Source organism: Pseudomonas sp. Leaf127, from assembly GCF_001423155.1.
GTDB lineage: Bacteria > Pseudomonadota > Gammaproteobacteria > Pseudomonadales > Pseudomonadaceae > Aquipseudomonas > Aquipseudomonas ovata.
The window spans coordinates 54,191-75,689 of the sequence record NZ_LMOA01000002.1 but is presented as its reverse complement, the minus strand read 5'-3'; the positions used below and the strand labels follow the sequence as shown (position 1 = coordinate 75,689).

Here is a 21,499-nt window from a genome sequence, read left to right as displayed (position 1 = left end):
TCGATTTCCTTCCCTGGATGCGTAGGACGCCTCATGAATAGCCTCAGAATTCAGACAAAAAAGGGTTGTCAATTGACAACCAAAAAGACAGGCATCACTGGCTCAAGCAAACGTGCCAGATCAAGAAATCAGCGTAGTAGAAAGGCGGATCCAGCACTGGATCCGCCCGGAATCCTTACAACCTGAACCGCGCCACCACCGTGCGCAGTTCGCTCGCCAGCAGCGACAACTCCCCGGCCGTCACGGCGTTGTCTTCGATACCTTCCATGAGCACGACGCTGCCGTTGCGAATCCCGGTCACGTTGCGGTTGATGTCTTCCGAGACGGCATGTTGCTGCACCGCCGCACTGGCGATCTGGGTGTTCATGCCCACGATCTGCTCCACGCCATCATTGATCGCATCCAGGCTGGTCGAGGCCTCGTCGGCGGAGATGATGCAGGCCTGTGCGCGCTGTTGGCCGGTCTTCATCTGCTCGACGGCGGCGTTGGTGGCCAGTTGCAGTTCCTGGATAATGCGGCGGATTTCCTCGGTGGAATTCTGAGTCCGTGAAGCCAGCGTGCGCACTTCATCGGCCACCACCGCAAACCCCCGGCCCTGCTCACCTGCACGGGCGGCTTCAATGGCGGCGTTCAAGGCCAGCAGGTTGGTCTGATCGGCAATGTTGCGGATGACTTCAACCACCCCGCCGATCTGCTGGCTGTGCTGGGCAAGCGCCGAGACCTTCTGTGCGCTGCGTTCCACTTCCTCGGCCAGGGCCTCGACGGTGGCACGGGTCTCCTGCATTTTCGCCAGGCCTGCACTGGAGGACTTGCCGGCGTGCTCGGCCGCGTGGGCAGCACCTTCGGTGTTTTGTGCGACGTCGGCCACACTGGCGGTCATTTCGTTGATGGCCGTGGCGACCTGCTCGGTTTCACTCTGCTGCGCGCTCATTGAGTGCTTGGCACGCTCGATCGACAGCCCCATGCGCGTGGCCGCCTCGGACACCGACTGCGAACTGCGCTCGACCTGCACCAGCGAGGCACCGAAGGCCTGCGCCATCTGGTTGACGGCCTGGCCCACATCGGCCATCTCATCCTTGCCGCGCACCTCGATGCGTGCCGTCAGGTCGCCCTGGGCGATCTGTCGGGTAGCCATCAGCACCTCATTAATGGTGCGGCGCATGGCACTGTAGATGCCGCTGAAGGCATACACCAGCAGCAGACCGAGAAACCCGATCATGCCCAGGATCAGCAGCCGCTCGGCGGTCATCGCCTCGGCACGGTCCTTCAACCGGTCCAGCAGTGCGTCTTGCAGCGTGTCTTGCGCCTTGTACAGATCGGCCACCACCGCATTGCCCGTGGCCGGCAGGTTCTGCACGCCCGTGATGGTCTCGCGGGTCGAGTTGACCACTGCTTCGAGGTCGTTACGGAAACTGTCCAGGCCCACGATGGCACTGCTGACCGGCGCCTGAATGCGGTCGGCCAGGGCCGGCTCCTTGCGGCGCAACAGTGCCAGGCTCTGCTGCAGTTCCTTGCGGATCAGCAATTCGTTCTTGAGCATCAACCGGATCGCGCCGCGGGTCGCCGGGCTCAAGGTTTGCCCGTCACGCAGACCACTGGCCAGGCCGCGCAATTGCCCGACGATATTGATCTGCCGTGGCAGCCTCAAGGTGCTCTGGTCGATCATGAACAGCGAGGCAAAATCTTCATCCAGCACCATGCCCGAGGTGGCCGACACGAAATAGACGAAGTTCAGGGTCTCGATAAGCTGATCGTTCCAGTCGTCGAACATCTTGCCCGGCTCAACACCGGTCTTTGCCTGCGCAATCAGCGCCTGCACACCGGCGTGCAGGCGCTGCACGCGGTCACTGGTTTCCAGTTGGGCATTGAACTGCCGGTCAAGGGTTTCAAGTCGGGAGAACGCGTCTTCCAGCTTCGCCTGATTGGCCGATACATCGGCCTGCGCCGTCGCATCACCACTGAGCAAACGGTTGGTCAGCGCGCGTTGCAGCATCGAAAAACGCAAGACGGGTGTCACTTCCTGCAGGTAGCGCTGGCCGAGTTGCTCCGAGGCAATCACCTCCAGGCTGTGATTGATCTGCTGGACAACACGCGTGCCGAGCATGACCAGCGGGATCAAAACAATGATCGCCAGCACGCCGAACTTGGTCGAGAAGCGCAGTCGGTTAGCCAGGGTGACGGCAGGAGCAAGGATATTCATGGAGTTCTCACAGCCCGAAGCGGGACGGTATGGGTAAGGATTGCTGGGGGAGAACGGTCCTTTTCTCGTAGCGCCTGGCTCTGTCTGGCTCAGTGGGATCATCACGTTTGATTATGTAATTAAACGTTTCAGTCAGCGCGTGAAGGGTGAGAGTGAAGACTTCGGCAAAAGTTGTACATATTTTTATTTTTGTACAGCTTTGGAACGCTCGACACACAATGATGTCACTGAGACATCACTGCGCAAAGAGAGAGAATGCAGTACCACCGGCCGGGATAATCGTGATCAATTGACCTTGAGCGGCGGGCTGGCAGCCTCGATCTGACTTGCCAGGGACGCCAGCAACGCCTGTGCCCCACAATCGCGTCGCAACTGGCCGACATGCGTGTGTGCCAGCGCCAGGTGCTGCCGAGCCTGGGCCAGGTCCTGGCGCTGCAGGGCCAATGGAATACTGATCGCGGCCACCTGGATCACCCGCCGGTGCGCGCCATAGCGATGGTGCTGCCCGATGAGCTGCTCAAGCCGGTCGGCCAGCATCTGGTTATTGCGCTGCGGGGCGCGCTGCAATAACTCTTCGAATGCAAGCAGCCAGAACATACGGTAGCGCGGAATCAACTCGTCCTCGGCCAGCAGCAAGGCCCAGGCCTCCTCGTCGCGCTGCAACCGGGCCAGCACCTGCGCCTTGAACATCAGACGCGACTGGCGCTGGGTCGGCCATTCGTACCCCTCAAGGCCAGCCTCCCACTCCAGGAGCACTGCCCAGGCCTGCTCGGGCCGGTTCAAACGCAGCAGGACGGCCATGTGGATCTCGTGCAGGGCCCCGTAGATCGATTTGCCGGCCGCCAGGATCCGGCCTTGTTGTTGTTCCAGGAACGCCAGGGCCTCCTCGGGACGCCCGTCGTCGAGCAGGGCATCGGCCTTTTCATAACTGATGCATGAAAAACAGGCCCGTTGCGGCTCAACGCGCTGCAAGGCCTCGTCACAGACGGCGATCCGCTCCTGGACCCATCCGGCACCATCGACATTGGCATAACAGCCCACTAGGTCCTGGGTCACGCAGACCGATTGCGGGCATTGCTGGGCATCTTCGCGGTTGGCCCGCTCGAACAGCGCTACCACCTGTGCCAGCGCCGCGTCCCCTTCCAGCAGGCTGCCGATGCGATTGCGCATTTCCCAATGACCGATGAACACCTCCAGCCACGGATTGCCAATGGCCTTGGCGTGCGCCTTGAGCTCTGGCAGCAAGGCTTGGGCCTGGGTGACCTCCACGCTGTAGGTGTGGCGAAGCATGCGATCCAGCACATCGACCGCCTGCCCGTGGCCCGCCGCTCGCAGCTCGGTCTTGAGTGTATAGACCCAATTCCAGATATCCATGTACGTCACGCTCCATTCGATTGTTCAGATGACTGATCAGCGGGCCAGCAAAACCTGCATCGACAACGACAGCCCTTCCAGCGCCCCGGTCAGGGCGGCCGGTGCCTGCACGGCGGCCTGCCCGGCGATGATCACCTTGAACACCTTGAGCAGTCGTGCAGCCTCCAGGGCGCCCGAGGGGTTGTCGTCGATGGCCCGGATCAGGGCCGCAATGGCCGGGTTATCAAGATTCAGGTAAAGCCGGTGATCGGCCTGGGCCGTTATCTGCCGGGTAAACTGACGGGCCAGGTGCAAGGCGGCCGAGGCGATACGCCGGTCGGCTTCATCGCTTTCAAGCCGGGCCTTCAACTGCGCCTCGTGATTGCTGACCATCACCAGCGGCAACGCCTGGGGCGCAAACCGTGCAACCACCAGTTCTTCATCCACGGCCAGTTGCGCGCTCAACCAGTCACGTTGCGCAGGCGGCAGGCTGACCGGTGTGAACAACTGCCGGTCACCGCTTTCGCTGCCCAACTCGACCAGACGCATGCCGTGCGCCTCGCACCACAGGCGCAGAAACGGCAGCACCGCATAACGATTGCCGTGCGCCACCGGAAAACCCAAGGCCTGGAACAGCATTGTTTCAAAGCCGTTGTGGCCGTCCAGCAGCACATGCACGGCCCCATCCACGGCCAGGTCGCGCGCCAGCAGCTCGCCCCGGGAGGTCGGAATGCACAAACTGTCCTTGAGCAGGTCGAACAGACGCTGGTCGCACAGCGTCGCCCCCAGCAGGGCGGCGTTATGGCGCAACAGCACCCGTCGCCAGGCCTGCGGCTGTTGCCCGGCGAGCCCGACCAGGCCGTCGATCAAGGCTTCGCTGACAGCGTGACGCGTCGCCGTGTAGTGCTCATCGTGCTGCAAGGCTTCGCGGCTCGCCGTCGGCGTCAGGTGTCCGGACTCGATCACGCCACCGATGAAACCGGCCCACGACGGCAACAAGTCACGGGCGTTGTCATCGAGCAGCATTCCGCGCAGGAACACACTCAGGTGGCGATTATCGTTCGAGCCGTAGGTCGCGCCGTCCTGTACCCACAACAAGCCTTGCAGGTCGGGCTGCTGGCGCGACGTGACCGGCATGCAGCAGATCGGTTCGAAGGTGTGCTCGAAGCCGGTGGCGAACGCCAGTTGCCGCTTGTGCCGCTGCAATGGATGCAAATCGCCCTGTGCCGCGCGTCGCCAGGGCGGCGGCTCGTGGTTGATTGCCTGATCGGTATCCGCACCGACATAGATAGGCACCTCCAGCAGCGCGCAATAGCGCTCCAGGATCGCCCGCAGGCGGCCGGCCTCGGCCAGCGCGCGATGATGTTCATGCAGTTCCAGAATGACTTGCGTGCCCACCGGACGCGGCTCGCAGGCCACCACGCTGTACTGCTGGGCATTGCTGGACTGATAACAGAACCCCAGGTGCGGCTGCTGGCAGGACGTACTGCGCACGGTGACCCGCCTGGCCAGTACAAAAGCCGACAGAAAGCCCAGCCCGAACATGCCGATCAGGCCACCGGCATCCACGCCGGCCTCGCGCAGGCCCCGGGTGTAGCCAATGCCCACGGTCGCCAGGTAAGCGTGAATCTCCTGTTCGGTCAGGCCGGCGCCGGTGTCGGTGATGCTGATGGTGTTCGACTGCGGGTCGCCCACCACCTCGATACGCCCCTCGCCTTCCCAGCCCGCCTGCTCCAGGCGCCGGCGCAGGATCGCGTCATGTGCGTTCTGCACCAGCTCGCGCAGGGCCACGGTGGGCGTGGAATACAGGTGCTTGCCAAGCACCGACATCAACCCGCTGAGGTCCACCCCGGCGCGATGGATCCGGGCGTAATCGTGTGTCGCAGAATCGCTGTGCATGTCCATGGTCAAGCTCTTGGGGAACGTCCGTTGTAAGAAGGCGCAAAGAATATGGCAAAGCGACAGGACCGCCTAATCCTGTTCTTGATCCTGTGGTCGCAGAACAGCCGTGCGTCCGGGCCTTGTGGCGCACCAGCGACCCCACTTGCATCGTTTGCTTCTGGCTGATCGGACCGGCACTGGCCCTCGAAATTCCGGACGACCCATTGCAGAGGCTGTTGCTGCTGATCCAGAAACCTGAAAGCCCGCAATTACGCGGGCTTCGGGGTCGTTATTGCCAGATCGTGCGGGTCAGTGCCGGGCGTTCGGCCATGCCATGTAGCGTCAAGACCCGCTCAAGCAGCCGGATCAGCTTCTTTCATGGCCAAGGCGACTGATAGCTGCCGTTCCAGGATGGCCACTTCATCCGCATCACCCTCACGTACAACCTCGGCCAGCAGCTGCGCCGCATAAGACGGATCAGCCTGGAACAGCGCTGCCATGGCCTCATCGTGACTACGGTCTTTCATCAATCACTCCTGATTCATAGAGGCCGCAAAGCCTCGAAATAGCCTGCTCAGGCCACTACGCCGGGGTTGGCCTACTGATCTCGTCGCGCACCTGCATCAGCGCAAACCCCAGCAGATTCAAGCCTTTCCACAGATTCGGATTGTGCACATCGGCGTTGTCTTGGGCGAGCCCTATACCCCAGATGCTATCAACCGGGCTGGCCTCGACAATCACGCTTGATCCGGTTTGAAGAAGGTATTCGTTCAATTGGGGATTCTGAGAGAACTTGGCCTGGTTCGCTCGAAAGACGATGTCGTATCGATGGTGCAGCCAGACCTGTTCATTGAATCCGCGCACGTGGCGACCAAGCGCTTTGGCGGCGTCAGGCGTCGGGGCCTGGAGCACCTGGGCACGAATGTCATGATCGTCGAACAAGGCCGCTTTCTCGGCCATCATGAAGTGCTCAGCGGTCGGGTAATGTTGTTCCTCGACAATGAATCCGGCCTCGAACCATTGGCTGAAGCACGAAGCCGTGACGACAGTCTTGCTGCGCCGGTGCCCCCAGAAAAACGTGAATTTCAGAGATTCTCCAGCGTTGAAACGGGTGCGCAGTTGTTCAAGATGTTCAGAGTCGCTCAATGAGATGTCCTCGCTGACGGAAGCTCGAAGTTACAGCGGCTGTGCCAACCAAGGCAACTACAACGCCGGGGCGAGCGAACGTCAGGATTCAGCCCCTGGCGGATGGCCGAAATACGCCTTATAGGCATGATTGAAGTTGGCCGGGTTGGCGTAGCCCAGACGGTGGGCTATTTGCGCCACGTGCCATTTGCGCTGGCGCAGCAGGTTGCGCGCCAGTTCCAGGCGCTGTTGGCGCACGTAATCGAGCATCGACTGACCGTACACCCGCCTGAAGACACGTCTCAAGGTGGTTTCACCCACGCCCAGCTCCCGGGCCAGCGCCAGAGTGCCGGGTGGGTTCATCAGGCTGGCATCGAGCTTGAAACGTGCTTCGCGTGCCAGGTCCGAATGGCTGTGCAACGCGGCCACAGGCCTGGCCGGCTGTGGCGCCAGATGCGTCGCCAGCTCGACCAGCACGGCCAGGCTCAGGCTTTCCTGGTTCAGCCGTTCCAACGCCCCTTGGTAGGGCGAGTGATAAAGGCGCTCGAACAAACGCCCGACGACGCGACAGCCATGCAGCTCTGAAAAGTGCATGCCATCGTCGAGCAGCCCGGCCAGCGGCTGCAGTGACGGGTCTTGTTCGGCCAATTCACGTAGATAGTCGCCGCTGATACGCAGCCCGGCCATGCGCACACGGCTGCCAGCAGGCATCTGGTCCTTGGCTTCCATGCTTTCGCCCAAGCCCAGCACATGGGGCGCGCCAGGGGTGTATTCATTCAGCCGACCGTTTACCCGATGCTGCCATTGCCCATCCAGTACCTGCACGATGCACACGCTGTCGGGCAGCACCTTATGGATGCATAACGGTTCGGGGAACTGCAAATCACAGTCGAAATACTGCAGGTGCGACCGCACGGTCTGTGCGCGGTAATGGCCGATCGCGCTGCCTATGACCTGCCGCGCGCTGGCATCGAATACACCGGCCTGGTCCAGGGCCTCTGGGTGATCGAAACAGAAGTGGGTGTCCAGATAGGGGTTACGGCGGCGGTCCATTGGCAAAAGCGTCCGTCAGAACGGGTGGGCAGCGTTGCATGATATCGACATCGGGCATCCCGATCAGTTGTTGTGAGTCACGACCTTATTGTTGTGCGCCACGGCCGGACCGCTTGGCAGGCGTTGCAGCGTTGATTTCAATGGCAGGCTTTGAACTGTCGAGGAATCTGTGAATGTTGACGTATCGCAAGTGGGCCGCACTGCTGGGCTTGGTTCTGGCCGTGATCGCAGGGGTCGCCCAGGCTGACAACCGCCCGGAAGTCGCGGAAAAAGTGCTGGCCTATGCCGGCGAAGGTGGCGTGAAAATCTGGACCCTGCGCATCGGTGCGCGCAGTGACAATCAGGCGCTGGTGCAGGTAGAGGGCGTGGACCATGACTGGAACATGAAGATCCAGAAGATGGCCGTGGAAAAGACCAGCAAGGGCACCCGCTATTCCACGACCGTGGACGGGCAAAAATTCGTGGTGCTGGTGCTGCAACAAGGTTGGGGCGAACTGTACCTGCCTGGCGAATCGCAGGCGCTGAACGTCGGCTATGACGAGCTCCTGTCCAGCCAAGGCAATGCACAGGCTTTTCTGACCGATTTTTTGCAGGCCAACTGAGCCATGGGCCGACGCGCACGGTGGTCGTGGCCGCTGACGATGTTGCTGCTGCCGCTGGTACTGATGGCCTGGGCCAGTTTACAAAGCGGGCGTGTCGATGACGTGCTGCGTGAAGCACAGCCTATCGGCAGCGACCACGCTTGGCTGCGCGTGCGTCAGGTGCTGGCAGGGTTGGCCTGTTGGCTGGCCCTCGCCGCGCTGGTGGCCGGACCTGCGACCTGGCTCAAGCTGAGGCTGGATGCTTGGCGCGCGCTGAAATCCAGGGATTTTCTCTACGACCGCCTGTTCCTCTGCTGGCGTGCCTTGGGGCATTGGCTGGTGGCGTATACCGGGCTGTTGCTGGGCGCGCTGGCCCTGAGCCTGTTGTATGAACTGAGTTGGGGCTGGAGCCACTTCAAGGCCGGTGGCGGGTTCATGCTGCTGGTGGCGGTGCCGCTGGTTGCCGTGCTGTGGGCGGGATGCTTGTTGATCGGGCGTCTGCGCCAGCAATGGCATGCCTTGGAGAGTCCGTCCTTGGCGCTTCTGGGGCAAAGGATCGGGCGTGACAAGGCCCCGGCCTTGTGGGCGTGGATCGAACAACTGGCCACAGCCAGCTGCGCGCCGGTGCCCGACCATGTAGTGGTGGGCATCGACCAATCGTTTTTCGTCACCAGCGTCGATGTAGCCCTGCAACCGGGCGGCGACTTGCTATGCGGGCGCACCCTTTACCTGCCGCTGACCTACCTCTCGACCCTGAGCCAGGCCGAGACCGCGTCGATCATCGGTCATGAGCTGGGTCATTTCAGCCGCCGCGACACCGAACGAGGCAGCGAGATAGGTGCGCAGTTCAGCCTGATGTGCCTGCACCTTGCGTTTATCCGTGCCGAGGATGCCGACCCGGCCTGGATCGAGCGCCCGGCCATCTGGATGACGCAACGTTTCCTGCATTACTTTCAACTGGCGGTGCATCACTGGGGCCGTGCTCAGGAATTGGTCGCGGACCGGGCGGGCAGCAACATCGGCGGTGAACGTCTGTTCTGCCAAGCGCTGTTACGGGTGATCGCGTTGGACGGTGAAATCCAAACGCTGCTCGCCGAGCGTCATTCCAACCTGATCCAGGCCCTGGCCGACCACCTGAGCCACACGCCGCTGCGCCTGAACAAGGCGGCGCTGGACCACGCCATCACGCACCCTTTTGATACACATCCGCCGACGGCATTACGTCTCCAGCAACTGGGCGTAACGCTGGATGAGACGCTGCTGGCCGAGGCCACCCGTGTGCTCACCGAACACGACCGACAGTGGTTCCGCCAACTCACCCGTCCGGCGTCGTCGACTGCTACGCAGCCCGTATTACCGCCGATATCAACCGTCCAAGAAGCATGACCCATGACCCAACCCACCGATCCGCTGTCGGATCTCGCCAGCGCACTCAGCCAGGAATACACCGACTCCCGCGACGCCCAGCGCGAGCGTGCGATAACCGAACTCGAGCAGGTTATCCAGCGCGTACCCGAGCAGACCGAATTCACCAACTCGCGCCGGTACAAGGTGTGCGGCCCGCTGTTTTTGTTGATTGCCCTGGGCTTGCTGGGATTTGCCCTGCATCGCGGGGGCACCGGCCTGACCGTGTGTGCTGCGGTGATGGCGGTGGTGTTCGTGTTGATCACCTGGCAGCACCGCAACGCCGGGCAACACGCGTTTATGCGCCTGACCCGCCGCCAGCTGTTTGCGGACACCCTGAGCACACCGGTGGACCTGGTGGACGTTGTCGACGTCTCCGTCAATGACGAAGGCTGGCTGACGGTGCAGAAACTGATTTTGCGTCCCGATGCGCCGCTGCCCGTTCATCGCTCCGCGCGGCAGCTGTTCGGCAACCAGGCCCTGGCCCTGAAAAAGCCCCAGCCGCAGGTCCGCATCCAATCTGCCGGCCTGATGCATGAGGGTCGTACCCTGGGTTGTGACCAGATCGCAGACATCCTCAACGCCTATTGCCAAGCCGCCCACGCACAACAACATCTTGATGCGCTGCGCCAGGGCACTCAGCGCGCCCCCGGAGCGGTTGTACGGTAGAGCCGGTTTATGGTTGTTGAAAATACATCACTGAAGAACAGGCGCGCGCCTCAGGATTATCCCTGGACGCTTTTCGTGAGGTTGATCGGGATACTGCCCTGCGGCATCTCAATGCTCAACGCGTGGGTCGGCAATCGCTGCCATGGGTGACCGACACTCATTGGCCGAAAACGGGCGTTTGTAAGTGGCAGCCAGTGCCCGTTTCCTGTCGGTCGATTCCACTTGCCGGACACATTCGATGCCAGCGACTGCCCGACCGCACTGCAATCGACCCGATTATCTGGCATCAGCGAAGGGCATCTGATGCATCGGGGCTTAACCGCTCAGTGCTTGGGACTGGCGTATTTCACCCGATCCGGAAGTCTTTACAGAGCGCCCTTAGCCGCCGGTCGTCTAATCATCAGAAACATTATGCAGCGCCTCAACTCCCGGGCCTGGCTGCCGTAATCAACTACAGCCAACCTTAATCTTGTGGAGCTTCAGCATGTTGCTACTTCCCAACCGCATCTCAGGGCGAATGACGCTGGGGATCCTGACGCTGCTGGTTCTCACGGCATTGGCGATTTATTCAGTCATGACCTTGGGCGGCAAGCCTCAGCTAGTCGCAGCAGGCACCGAGGCAGCGGAACAATCGGCCAGGGCCATTACCCGCCAGTTGGCCCTGCAAGTGAATCGCATTGAGGGCACCACGGCGGCGATGGCGCACCTGGCCGAAACCCTGCCCCACGACGAAACCCTGCTCAAGGCCAATCTGCCTAACGTGATCGACAGCCAAGGCGATGCTGCCATTGCAGGCGGCGGGCTGTGGCCAGAACCCAACAGTTTTACTGCCGGAACTGATCGCCGAAGTTTTTTCTGGGCACGCAACGGCAACAATCAGCTGGATTATTCGGACGAGTACAACGCTGCGCAGACCCCGCCCTATCAGGCTGAGTCCTGGTACACCGGAGCGAAGTCTGCGCCACCGGGACGTTGCGTCTGGTCAGATGCTTACCAGGACCCGGTCAGTGGCGTGGCAATGACGACGTGTAGCGTGCCCTACCGCGCACAGGGCGCGTTTGCCGGTGTCGCCACTATCGACCTCAAGCTTGACGGCCTCGCAGCGTTTCTCAAGGCTAATGGCAATGTCACCGGCGGCTACGCTTTTGCAGTCGACCCTTCAGGGAACCTGCTGTTTTTTCCCGATGCAAAGAGCACCAAGGGCCTGCCCACCATTGCCGGATTGAGCCAGGAACAACCGTGGCTGAAGCCGGTCGCCGACAGCCTGTCGAGCAAGCCGGCCGGCACTACAACGCTGTATCTGGAAAACGACGCGCGCCTGGATGGACCGGCTTACATCACATTGGAAACCATGGAAGGCACCGGCTGGCGCATTGGGCTGGTCACGCCTGAGGCCCGTGTGGTCGGACTCGCGAACAAGCTGACCGGGCAGATTTTGCTGTTCTTGCTGCCGCTGTTGGGTATTTTGCTGGGCCTCGCATGGCTGGCCGGCAAACGGCTGCTCACTCAGCTTGAGGAAACCACGGCGCAAATCGAACGTCTGGGCCAAGGCGGTCAGGCAGGTGCTCAGCTAGAGATTCTGCGGTCCGATGAACTCGGCGCGTTGCGCATTGCGGTCAACCATTACGCCGGCTCTCTACAGGCCATGCTGCGACGCATTGCCGATGAATCAGTGTCACTGGAAGCCCAGGCCAATGAGCTGGCGCAACTGTCCAACGGCCTGGCTGAACGGGCAGAGACTCAACGCATGGACAACACCCTGCTCGCCACTGCCATTACTGAAATGTCGGCCAGCGCCAACGAGGTCGCACGCAACACCACAGACTGCTCGGACACGGCCCGCAGCTCACTGGTAGACGCGCAAAAAAGTCAGGACGAAGTCAACCGCAACAGCGAATCCATCGAAAGCCTGGCGACCGACATTTCAGGCGCGGCCACCGCCATCACTCAGTTAGGTGAAGACATCGAGCGCGTTGGCGGCGTGCTGGAGGTCATCAAATCGATCTCTCAACAGACGAATCTATTGGCGCTCAACGCTGCTATCGAGGCCGCACGGGCCGGTGAGCAAGGCCGTGGCTTTGCGGTGGTGGCCGATGAAGTGCGCACGCTCGCAGGTCGCACTCAAACGTCTGCCAACGAAATTCAGGAGATGATCGCCCAACTGCGCCAGGCATCCAATTCTGCCGTCACAACCATGCAGAATGGAGCTCAACGCACTCGCGAATCCGTGCAGCAGGCGGTCGGCGTGTCCGCCACATTGGGCACTACGGTGGGCAGTTTCGATGACATCGTCCAGCGCGCCCAGCAGATCGCAGTGGCCGCCCAAGAGCAGAGCCACGTGACTCAGGAAATCAACGAGCTGGCGGTACGTATCCATGCGGCCAGTGAAGAAGGTGCCCGAGATGCGAGTACTCTTCGGGAACTGGGCAAAAGCATGCAGTCGATCTCAACCCGCCTGGGTGGATTGAGCCGCGGCACCCACTAACCCCCAAGACTGGGGCAAACAGGCATCAGTTTAACGAAGCTGATGCCTCCTTCAGAAAACAGATAGCGCGCACAGCGTAAGGTGTCAGCCAGCACCGCAGTTGCCGCTGAATCAGTCATATCGAGCGGCCACGCCATTACAAACGCTTTCCCCTGCAGGTGGCCGTTGTTAACCTGTTTGACCGCCCCAACGACTCAGCGAACACCTTTAATTAATGCGCGCCCAGGGCACCACTTGATGAAAAAGATCGGACTGCTTTCATTTTTTTTAAAAGTGCTCTCGCCACAGAATCGCTGTACGACCGCTACGCCACAGGCAACAGAGCGCTTGGGGCCAGGATTGCTCAACTGGACAGCGAGATAATTTTAGCTGCTGAGACGCGGATCGCGCCCCTGGCCAGTGACATGTTGCTCAAGGTCAAACCGATGATCCGCCAGGGTGGCAACGGTGTAGCGATCCAGGCGTTTTTACTGAAGCAGTTTTTGCAGCATGGCTGGCGGCCAATGTTAGTAGGCTACGAGGGATACCCCGTGGCGGTGCCGGTTTCGGTCAATAATCAGGTGGGAAACGCCCCACCTACTGACGCGCCGTTTCCGGAGGCGGCACTGGTCAAAGTGGAGTTGGTAGCCGCCTCGCCACAGGCCCATGTTGCCCAGGCATGGACATTCGCGACCCCCAATGCAACTGAACAACAGCAGCAACTCTTGATGACCGCTCGACGCGCGCTGCGAAAAGGTATCGCCCAGATTCGGGCTGGCGAGCGGTTGTCTAACGTGGGCGCTGCCATTGAGCAGGCGCTTGATGCCGATCACGTGGTGGCCGTGCAGGAGCTGGCGGGATACTCCATGGGCCAGATGCGGATTCAGAAACCTCAAGTGCTCGGTTACAAGAGCGCCTTCAATGATGAAACGCTGATGAAATCCGGTGAGGTGTTAAACGTCTATGGGGTGGCCAAGTCCGGCACCTTTGGCGTGCGGTTCCTGCCACCGGAACTCTGGACCATCCTTACCCAGGACGGCGCGGATAGCGTGATGCTGTCAGCGATGGTCGAGGTGACCCATGATGGGCACCGATTGCTGAGCAGGTTGATCGATTGAGTATCACAGGATGCGGTTATGGACACCTGTGATCCCCGTTCGCATACCAGGAAATGGCTTCACGCTTGATCGGATTGCAGCCGATAACAGTGGCGAGGCCGGTGGTGATGAATAATCCATACCAATACCCTCCTGGAGACTGCCAAACAGCCGCTGGTGACGTCTGCGCGACTCAGCGTTCTCGATACCCTGTCGGCATGCCTTGCCCGCGACCGGGTATCGATGGCGCTCTCTTATTTAAATAAGACGTGCGCCATTAAAAACGCCATTGATGAGGCAGTAAACACAACGACCCGTTTTTATTTTTGACAATAAAATCAGGTAGTTGTGAGAAAACCTTATTCCCACTCTATTATTTATAACCATAAAAACTGATATTTATCATAAGCTTACAAAATTTATGATATAGAACACCATGATTTATACCATGCTTCGAGCTGGAGGCCCGTAGGCAATGGTTTTCGCCGCACAACAACGATTCGCCACTATCACAACGGACGGTGGGAGTATGGCTGGGTCTGGGGCCTAGCCGACCGACGCATTCTGGGAGATGCGCCGGAGAAACCAGACATTCCACATCGGTCATTGCAGCCCACTCTCGCCATTATCGGGCAGCTGAAAATTGCGGGGCGCGGGAGCGACCGTTGGAACATCTGCGAGTATATCGATCCCCGGTAGCAAAAGCGGCGCCAGCGGCCGATCGGATACGACACAGCGGACGTTTTCGCCCTCGGGCCAGCAATAGATGCCAAGGCTCCAGAACAGGCGTTCCACATGGCGACTAAGCGTAATCACGACCGCAAGGTCGATCGCGCCATCTTCGCCATAGCTCGCCGCGAGATCGCGCCCGAACAACGCAAGCCAATGATCGAGCCCGGACGGTGCCAGTCTTGCTGCCAGATCGTCGCCGGCAAAAGACTGGTCAGGCGCCAAACCGTCACGATGGCCCAGCCATTCAGCGACATGGTTGAGCGCGGCCGAGACGCACTCGATTGCGATCAGCGAAGCTTCGCCCACATCACTATCGTCCGCCATGCGCGCGCGCGCGGCACCAATTTCACTCCGCGCGAAATCGAGACTGGTGATGACTAGGTCGGCATAGTTATCACCCTGATCCGGATGAACAAAGGCGGCTTGTTTAGCGCTCCAATACCCACTGGGGGCATGGGCAACGGCGAGGTGCAGTTCGCGGCCCATCGCATTCGGTGTGAACGGCGGGACATCGGCAAAGCGCGTGCCATGGGCGATCCCGGCCAGCATCTTGATCAGCAGGTGCAGGCTTGATGCGCGCAAGTCCGCATCGTCCGAGGTCCAGGCTGCGGCGATCCCAGCAGCCAGCACTAGATGCGACTTGAGCTTGCCATCGCGGACCACGGTCACAGGCTTGGCGACGCCGACTCCATATCCAAGAGCACCGCTGGCCACCGGCGGCAGATCAGAGTCGCCGCGATCGAGCTTCGCTAGCGCATCGCCGTAATCGGCCGCGATGGTGACACCATCAAGATCGTGGAGCGGGATGTCGCGCGACAGCGCCCCAACCACGCTCTGGAGGATAGCGGCGTATTCCTGCGCAAGCACCTCGTCGCCAAAATCATGTAACGTGACGCAGTAGGAAAAATCCGCCAGCTCAAACGTCCGTGGCTGCGCCCGCGGACGGTCGGCCCCGTCGTGATCACGCCCCGCCGCTTCCGCGTCCTGTACGGACTCGGCGATCGATGCCGCCAGCGCCTGCGCCGGACCGCTGCCGATCGTGGCGCTCAGCCCTTCAGCATCGAACTCGCTTGCAGCGACGAAAAAGCGCTGACAGCTCGCTGCCGCCTGCGCATTATAGGTTGTCAAATCGACGCTAGTCGCATTGTCGTGCCGGCCGACCAGAACACGGTCATGCGCCACCGGCAACAGGATCAGCTCGGCGTTAGCGGCCGTCGTAAACAGAAGCGGCGCCAACGAATGTCCGGTCTCGCGTGCGAGCGCCACGGCGTCAGGCAGGATCAGGTCAACCCCGGCCTCGATCGTCCAGTGAAAGCCGGTGAGAGCCTTGACCCAGCCATAATCGTCGAGCGGCTTGGCGACGATCGCATTGTGACTGTCACGCACCCGGCTCGCGAGATCCTTGAACAGGGTAGGGAACATTGGCGTGAGCGTGGCTACCGCTTGCGCAGCCAGTTCGCCGCCGCGTTCGCGCATGAAGAAGGACATCAATCGTTCGCTGAGCGGCGCTGGAAATCCCGTCGGCACGAGATCCTGGGCGGTGCTACGGATGGCATCCGTCACAGAGGAGGCTAACATCGGGCTGTCGATCCCCATCATAGCGCCGAGCCGCGTCGGATCGGTGAAGATGGACTCGATCTCGCTTGAGATACCGTCGATCCCGTGCTCAATCGTCTGGCGCAGATGCGCGGTGCGCATGACCAGATGCACGGTGATCCGTGCGGCCAGGCCCGGCTCGATTGAACTGCCGGGTGGCGTCGTGCGCAGAATCGCGACATCCCTGCCCAAGTCCTGTTCGAACGCAGTGATCGCGTCGTCCAACGTCAGTTCGCCGGGCTCTCCCTTGCGCGAATAGAACCAGTCTTCAGTTCCTACATCCTTGATGCCGACCAGCCGCGCTGGTCCGCCAGCCCGGTGCAGCCAGGTACGCTCGCCATCCAGCTCAGCAAGAAATCCGCGTTGCAGAAGACGCGGCACATAATGTTGTCTTTTCCCCGCCATCGCTCCCTCACGTGAGTAGTTTCCCGAACAATGTAGATTGCCTCACTCCGCTTGTGCTATGCGTACTAAGGACGGATTGCGCTAGCTCCCCCTCGTTCGCTCGACCCGATACCTGCGAGTTTTAGCAAAGCTCCAGATAGCAATCATCTGAACCCTCAACGGGGATAGATGTACCCCTCGATTGGCTTACGCTCCCAAGCCGAGGTGCAACGCAGAACCAAGAGGTAAGAGGTCTCTCAGGCCAATGGCGTTGTTTTTCATCCGGGACGCAGTAGTGGCTGTCAAGAGGGTAGAGAGTGCCAGACACTCGGAAAATCAGCTATCAAAGCAAAATACTTGCCCTGCTACCTCAAAGGCAAGCCTCCAACCTTCATGCTAGCATTATGCCCTACTCGACCGTCGGCCGAGGGTGCTCAGCATCAAAAATAGCCATTGCAGAACCGCGAAAAAGTTGCGGAACCATCACACAGAAATAGGAAGTTCAAGTGTATATATCCATAGAGCAATCTCAAGAACTTGACCGAATCGTCAAAAATTCAGAGGTTGCATTACGAAGCTTCGTATCTGATATATTATCTAAGCATTATAAGGACGCCGCAGCTTTTCAAACAGCATTAAAATCAATTTCCATTTCTGACAAACTGATATATTCGAAGCGATTCGACGCAAAGCTAAAATCCTTTACAACAAAATACAAAGAAATATACCAATTAATTTGCGACTGCAAAAAAGCACTTGATAGCAAAAGCTATAACAACAACGTACCTTACATTTCAGAAATTATAGATTTATTATTAATATTTTTTAACGCGCACTTTTCAGACAAAGACATAGTAAAAGAATTCAGTTCTATTGAGGAATTTCATTACTGCTGCACACTGTACCACAAACTCAGAAACAATCTTTCTCATCCCGCCTCGCACCCGACAACAGTCTTAGACGCCAACAAGGTCGTCTATTTTATAGAAAACTTGCTGGTAGCACTGGATCAACAATATTTCTGGTACGCAACAAAAGAAAATATTAGAAAAAACGTACAGAAGTACAACAGTATAAATCTTGGAGTACTGCCAAGTCACCACAATCTAAACTTCGCAAGCTCTACGCACAAACGGCTTCTATGTAGAGAATCAATAATAAAAAACATGTACAAATCATTATTGGGAGATGATGTTCGCCAGCGATTAGCAGGTTCGATTGTACTGTACGGTTATGGCGGCGTTGGAAAAACCGCTATAACAACTGAGTTCCTATATAGATTACTGAGAGACAAGCGAGATGGCAAACATGCAGATATCGAATACCTCCTATTTTTCTCTAGCAAAGATGAATATCTAAAGGAAAACAAAACCACAGGCGAACTATATATAGACACCGCCAAACCTGAATTCTCTACTTTGGCCGACCTAAAAAGCCTGATATGCAAATGTTTGAATCTCACTGATATATCCACCATATCTGATTATCCTGGCAGAGGGATAATCGCAATTGACAACATCGAAAACATCGAAAGTGAAGAAAAACTTAAAATTATAGAATTCATTAAATCACTCCCTAGAACAGTACAATTCATCGTAACCTCTCGAGGTGAAGAAGCATGCGAAGAAAAAATTCACATCGAAGAGTTTAGCAACAATGATACTGGCGTCCAGTTCGTAGAGGAAATTATTGAATCCGAAGGCTTCAATTTGGAGGTGACAAAACAAACCGCCGAACAGGTGATCAAAGCAACAAAGGGCAACGCATTAATAATAGTCCAAACATTAAACATAATTGATAGGGGGGTATCCACGTTCGATGAGATCACGCGCTCTCTAGAAAGTATGCGATCCAAAAATTCAGAAATGATTGCAAACTTTATGTACAAGAACACATTTGACGACGCCCTAAAGCACTTATCATCAAAAGGCTACCCAGTAAATGAAATAATGCAAGTAATCTCACTCTACGATGAAAGAATTGAACTTTACTCGATAAGCAAACTTTCAAAACTTGAAATTGCTGATGCAGAGCGTATCTGCAACTACCTGCTAGAGCGGCTTGTCTTGAAGAAATCCGGCGAGTATTATGAGCTAAACGAATTCGCAAAGAGATTTGTATTCATTAAGTTACTCCCCGATCGAATAGAGCTGAACAAAGTAAAGGACAAGATAAAAAAACACAAAGAAAGAATGAAACAAAAACTTGCCGAACTTGAAAGCACCCTGAATGCAAACTCCGCACTCCATAAAAACGTAAACGAATGGCAACCCAAGAACTATATAGACAAAATCGTTATTGCGGAGCTTTTTTCTCTATATGGCGACGCTATTAAATGCGTAGGTAGAAATGACAAAAGAGCTTACGAAAAATACTTAAAGGAATTTGATGAGCATTCATTTATAACGAACCACCCTTACGTGCCTCTGCAAAAAGCACGACTATTGAAAGAGGGCATGTTTAAGTTTCACCGTGGCGATAAATCCATCCTTCAGGAAGTTGAAAGACTATATGAAGAAGCGGTTGAATCGATTGAATATGATTATCGATATCTGATAGGAGGCATTGCACACGCCTCACTACTGATGCTCTTTGGTATTTTCCTCTGTCAGCACTTGAAAGAACATAGTCGCGCTATACGCTTTTTAGAGGATGCCAAAAGTTTTCATGGCGAAAACAAGGGTAAAGGCTGGTTCATCGTATGCAACTACTTGTCCGCATCCTACGAGAAAATGTATTCACAGACCAATGACAAAGCATACAGAGATCTTCTGCGCAAACTGGTAAAAGATGTATTATCATTTAGCAGCAGCGGTTCAAGTGGAAGTTTCAGCATCGAAACCTACAAGAAAAAGTACTCGAACTGGTTAGCATAACGCTGCGCAGCTCTAGCTCTGCCATTAAGAGGGGCTCTTGGATCTGGCCCCTCCGATCAACTTAAAAAAATAGGATTTTTTGGCTTTATGTCGTGCGCAGCTAATGCATCAAAAATAAATGATAAACCCTAATGAGGCTTTTATCATTTCCGCTCATGTACAACCTTACTCATAATTGCCCTGACCTCTCCTTGCAGCTCGCGAAATTCCACCATAATGGCGTCAATGTCCACCGCCCGTGTTCCTTGGTCATATTTCTCAACGAGCCATAACTTCAATAAGCCTGCGACCCGCCCAAGGTCACCATTGATCTTAGCTAAGTCGGCTACAGCGGCCAGGTCCACAACAGACCGAATTGGATAGTTCAATGCTACAGCCCGCAGGTATCCAGACCGGGACAACCGAGTGCGCTCCATAAACCCCACATTCCAAGCAGATAGCTGACCGCTGATGCTGGGCTCCCGTTTTCTATCAGGAGCCCACCACCATGATGCGTCCCAATGCCAGCGTCGAAAAAGTCGTAAGCGCTCCATAAACCCCACCAGCTTCACGATGGGCGATGCGCTCAGCTAGGCGAGATGGGTGAGCAGTTCCAAGGCAGCAGCGCTTCGTAATCTTCAACCGATGTCGCCGTTGGCAGGCGTTCCAGTGCGTGGCGCAGCCACGCATAGGGCTCCTGGCCGTTGGCTTTGGCAGTCTCGACCAGGCTGTAAAGTTGAGCACTGGCCGTGGCACCCTTGGGCGTGTCGCTAAACAGCCAGTTCTTTCTTCCGATCACGAAGGTGCGGATCGCGCGTTCAGCGGCGTTGTTGTCGAGCGGTAAGTAGCCTTCCTCGACGTATCGCTCCAGCTTGCTCCAGTTACTTGTGAGGTAACTGATGGCTTTGCCCAAGGCGTTCTGCGCGGTGACCTGTGGCTGCGTCTTTTCGATCCAGCTTTTCAACTGAGCCAATATTGGCAAGCTATGTTCGTGACGGCCGATCTTGCGTTCAGCGTCGCCGCAAGCCTTTAGGTCGTGTTCGATGCCGTACAGCTTGTTGATCAGGTTCAGCGCGATATCGGCACGCCCCGTTTTACCTTTGGGCTGCACTTTCTGTGCTTCAACAAACTTGCGTCGAGCATGCGCCCAGCAACCTAAACGCTCGACTCCAGTTTGGGCGCCCAGCGCGTTGTAACCGGCGTAATCATCGGTCATCAGGTAGCCGCGATAACCTTCGAGCAGGCGCGACGGAACTTCCTGCGCCCGGCTAGTCGAGTAGTCAAAAAGGATCACCGGCTGATTCGGCGGCCCGCCGGTTTGCACCCACATCCAGGATTGGCTGCTCGGTTCTCGATCTGGTTCTTTCAGCACTTGCACGCGCGTTTCGTCGCAGTGGATGACGCGGCTTTCCAGTAGCCGGTCGCGCATCAAATTCAGCAAAGGTTGCAGATGTTCGCCGCACTGGATAACCCAGCGCGCCAAGGTCTGGCGTGGGATATCGATGCCGTGGCGACCCAGCACTTTTTCGAAGCGATGCAGTGGCAGGCCATCGACGTATTTGGTCGTCAGCAACATCGCCAAAACGCTGGGGCTGGCCATGCTTTTTTCAATCAGTTGAGCAGGCTTGTCCGCGGTGACTGGTGCGGTTTCGCACTCGCGGCAACCATAGACTTTGCGGACGTGTTTGATGACACGGATCTGCATCGGGACGATTTCAAGCTGCTCGCTGATCTCCTCGCCGATGGCGTGCTTGCGGCAGCCGCAGGTGCAAGTCAGCTCATGTTCGGGCAGTTCGTGGATGACCTCGACGCGCGGAAGGTCAGCAGGCAGCGGCTTGCGCTTGCCACGGCGCTTGGCGGGTGGGACGACCTCTTCTTCAGCGGTCTCGCACGCCAACTCGACCTCGTGCTCCGCTTCATTGAACAACGCCATTTGAGGCGTTGCCGGATCGATGGCCTGCTCTGATTTTCGGCCAAACAGGCGCTGCCTTAGCAGTGCGACTTGTTCTTCGAGCACGCCCATCCTGGACTGCATCTTCGCAAGCATCTGCTTGAGCAATTCAGGATCATCAGGAAGGTTGTCGGGCACGAAATTCATGCCCTGG

Annotated in this window: 15 protein-coding genes and 1 pseudogene; 7 read left to right on the top strand and 9 right to left on the bottom strand. The window is 57.7% G+C overall.

Going from position 1 to position 21,499, the window contains the following annotated elements:
* Window positions 1–175: 175 nt before the first annotated feature.
* From ASF84_RS04035 to ASF84_RS04015, 6 genes are all read right to left on the bottom strand, one after another.
* On the bottom strand, window positions 176–2,200 hold the full coding sequence (locus ASF84_RS04035) for a methyl-accepting chemotaxis protein (protein ID WP_056835502.1): 2,025 nt from the start codon (window positions 2,198–2,200) through the stop codon (window positions 176–178).
* A gap of 285 nt (window positions 2,201–2,485) precedes the next feature.
* On the bottom strand, window positions 2,486–3,574 hold the full coding sequence (locus tag ASF84_RS04030) for a hypothetical protein (protein WP_056835500.1): 1,089 nt from the start codon (window positions 3,572–3,574) through the stop codon (window positions 2,486–2,488).
* Between the two features lie 36 nt (window positions 3,575–3,610).
* A complete protein-coding gene (locus ASF84_RS04025; RefSeq protein ID WP_442963014.1) occupies window positions 3,611–5,452 on the bottom strand; it encodes an ATP-binding protein in 1,842 nt (613 codons plus the stop codon).
* Between the two features lie 335 nt (window positions 5,453–5,787).
* Window positions 5,788–5,961 (bottom strand): hypothetical protein, encoded by a 174-nt coding sequence (locus ASF84_RS29440; RefSeq protein WP_177339449.1) that lies wholly within the window; start codon window positions 5,959–5,961, stop codon window positions 5,788–5,790.
* A gap of 55 nt (window positions 5,962–6,016) precedes the next feature.
* The gene (locus tag ASF84_RS04020; protein WP_056835496.1) at window positions 6,017–6,580 is read right to left on the bottom strand and encodes an NADAR family protein; all 564 of its coding nucleotides are present in this window, start codon (window positions 6,578–6,580) and stop codon (window positions 6,017–6,019) included.
* An 81-nt stretch (window positions 6,581–6,661) separates the two neighbouring features.
* Entirely contained in the window at window positions 6,662–7,612 is a 951-nt protein-coding gene (locus tag ASF84_RS04015; RefSeq protein ID WP_056835494.1) for a helix-turn-helix transcriptional regulator, read from the bottom strand.
* A gap of 173 nt (window positions 7,613–7,785) precedes the next feature.
* Here ASF84_RS04015 and ASF84_RS04010 point away from each other — a divergent pair, with 173 nt between their 5' ends.
* From ASF84_RS04010 to ASF84_RS03990, 6 genes and pseudogenes are all read left to right on the top strand, one after another.
* Window positions 7,786–8,214 (top strand): hypothetical protein, encoded by a 429-nt coding sequence (locus ASF84_RS04010; RefSeq protein WP_056835492.1) that lies wholly within the window; start codon window positions 7,786–7,788, stop codon window positions 8,212–8,214.
* Window positions 8,215–8,217: 3 nt separating this feature from the next.
* The gene (locus ASF84_RS04005) at window positions 8,218–9,579 is read left to right on the top strand and encodes a M48 family metallopeptidase (protein WP_236709359.1); all 1,362 of its coding nucleotides are present in this window, start codon (window positions 8,218–8,220) and stop codon (window positions 9,577–9,579) included.
* 3 nt (window positions 9,580–9,582) lie between these two features.
* On the top strand, window positions 9,583–10,266 hold the full coding sequence (locus ASF84_RS04000) for a hypothetical protein (RefSeq protein WP_056835487.1): 684 nt from the start codon (window positions 9,583–9,585) through the stop codon (window positions 10,264–10,266).
* 484 nt (window positions 10,267–10,750) lie between these two features.
* Window positions 10,751–11,632, top strand: a pseudogene (locus tag ASF84_RS30065) (cache domain-containing protein); the annotation flags it as partial.
* Complete coding sequence (locus tag ASF84_RS30060) at window positions 11,618–12,751, top strand: methyl-accepting chemotaxis protein (RefSeq protein ID WP_442963012.1); 1,134 nt, start codon at window positions 11,618–11,620, stop codon at window positions 12,749–12,751. The pseudogene ASF84_RS30065 and the gene ASF84_RS30060, both read left to right, overlap by 15 nt.
* A 404-nt stretch (window positions 12,752–13,155) precedes the next feature.
* Window positions 13,156–13,848: a M24 family metallopeptidase gene (locus ASF84_RS03990; RefSeq protein WP_236709358.1), complete on the top strand. Its 693-nt coding sequence runs from the start codon at window positions 13,156–13,158 to the stop codon at window positions 13,846–13,848.
* A gap of 582 nt (window positions 13,849–14,430) precedes the next feature.
* On the opposite strand, the gene ASF84_RS03985 is transcribed toward ASF84_RS03990, so the two are convergent.
* Window positions 14,431–16,536 carry a hypothetical protein gene (locus ASF84_RS03985; RefSeq protein WP_156684143.1) on the bottom strand — a complete coding sequence of 702 codons (2,106 nt, stop codon included), beginning with the start codon at window positions 16,534–16,536 and terminating at the stop codon, window positions 14,431–14,433.
* Window positions 16,537–17,045: 509 nt separating this feature from the next.
* Between ASF84_RS03985 and ASF84_RS03980 the strand changes: the two genes are divergently transcribed.
* The gene (locus ASF84_RS03980; RefSeq protein WP_156684142.1) at window positions 17,046–19,415 is read left to right on the top strand and encodes an ATP-binding protein; all 2,370 of its coding nucleotides are present in this window, start codon (window positions 17,046–17,048) and stop codon (window positions 19,413–19,415) included.
* A gap of 143 nt (window positions 19,416–19,558) precedes the next feature.
* On the opposite strand, the gene ASF84_RS29575 is transcribed toward ASF84_RS03980, so the two are convergent.
* A complete protein-coding gene (locus ASF84_RS29575; protein WP_442963011.1) occupies window positions 19,559–19,831 on the bottom strand; it encodes a plasmid mobilization protein in 273 nt (90 codons plus the stop codon).
* Between the two features lie 149 nt (window positions 19,832–19,980).
* Entirely contained in the window at window positions 19,981–21,492 is a 1,512-nt protein-coding gene (tnpC, locus tag ASF84_RS03970; RefSeq protein ID WP_056835477.1) for an IS66 family transposase, read from the bottom strand.
* Window positions 21,493–21,499: the final 7 nt, after the last annotated feature.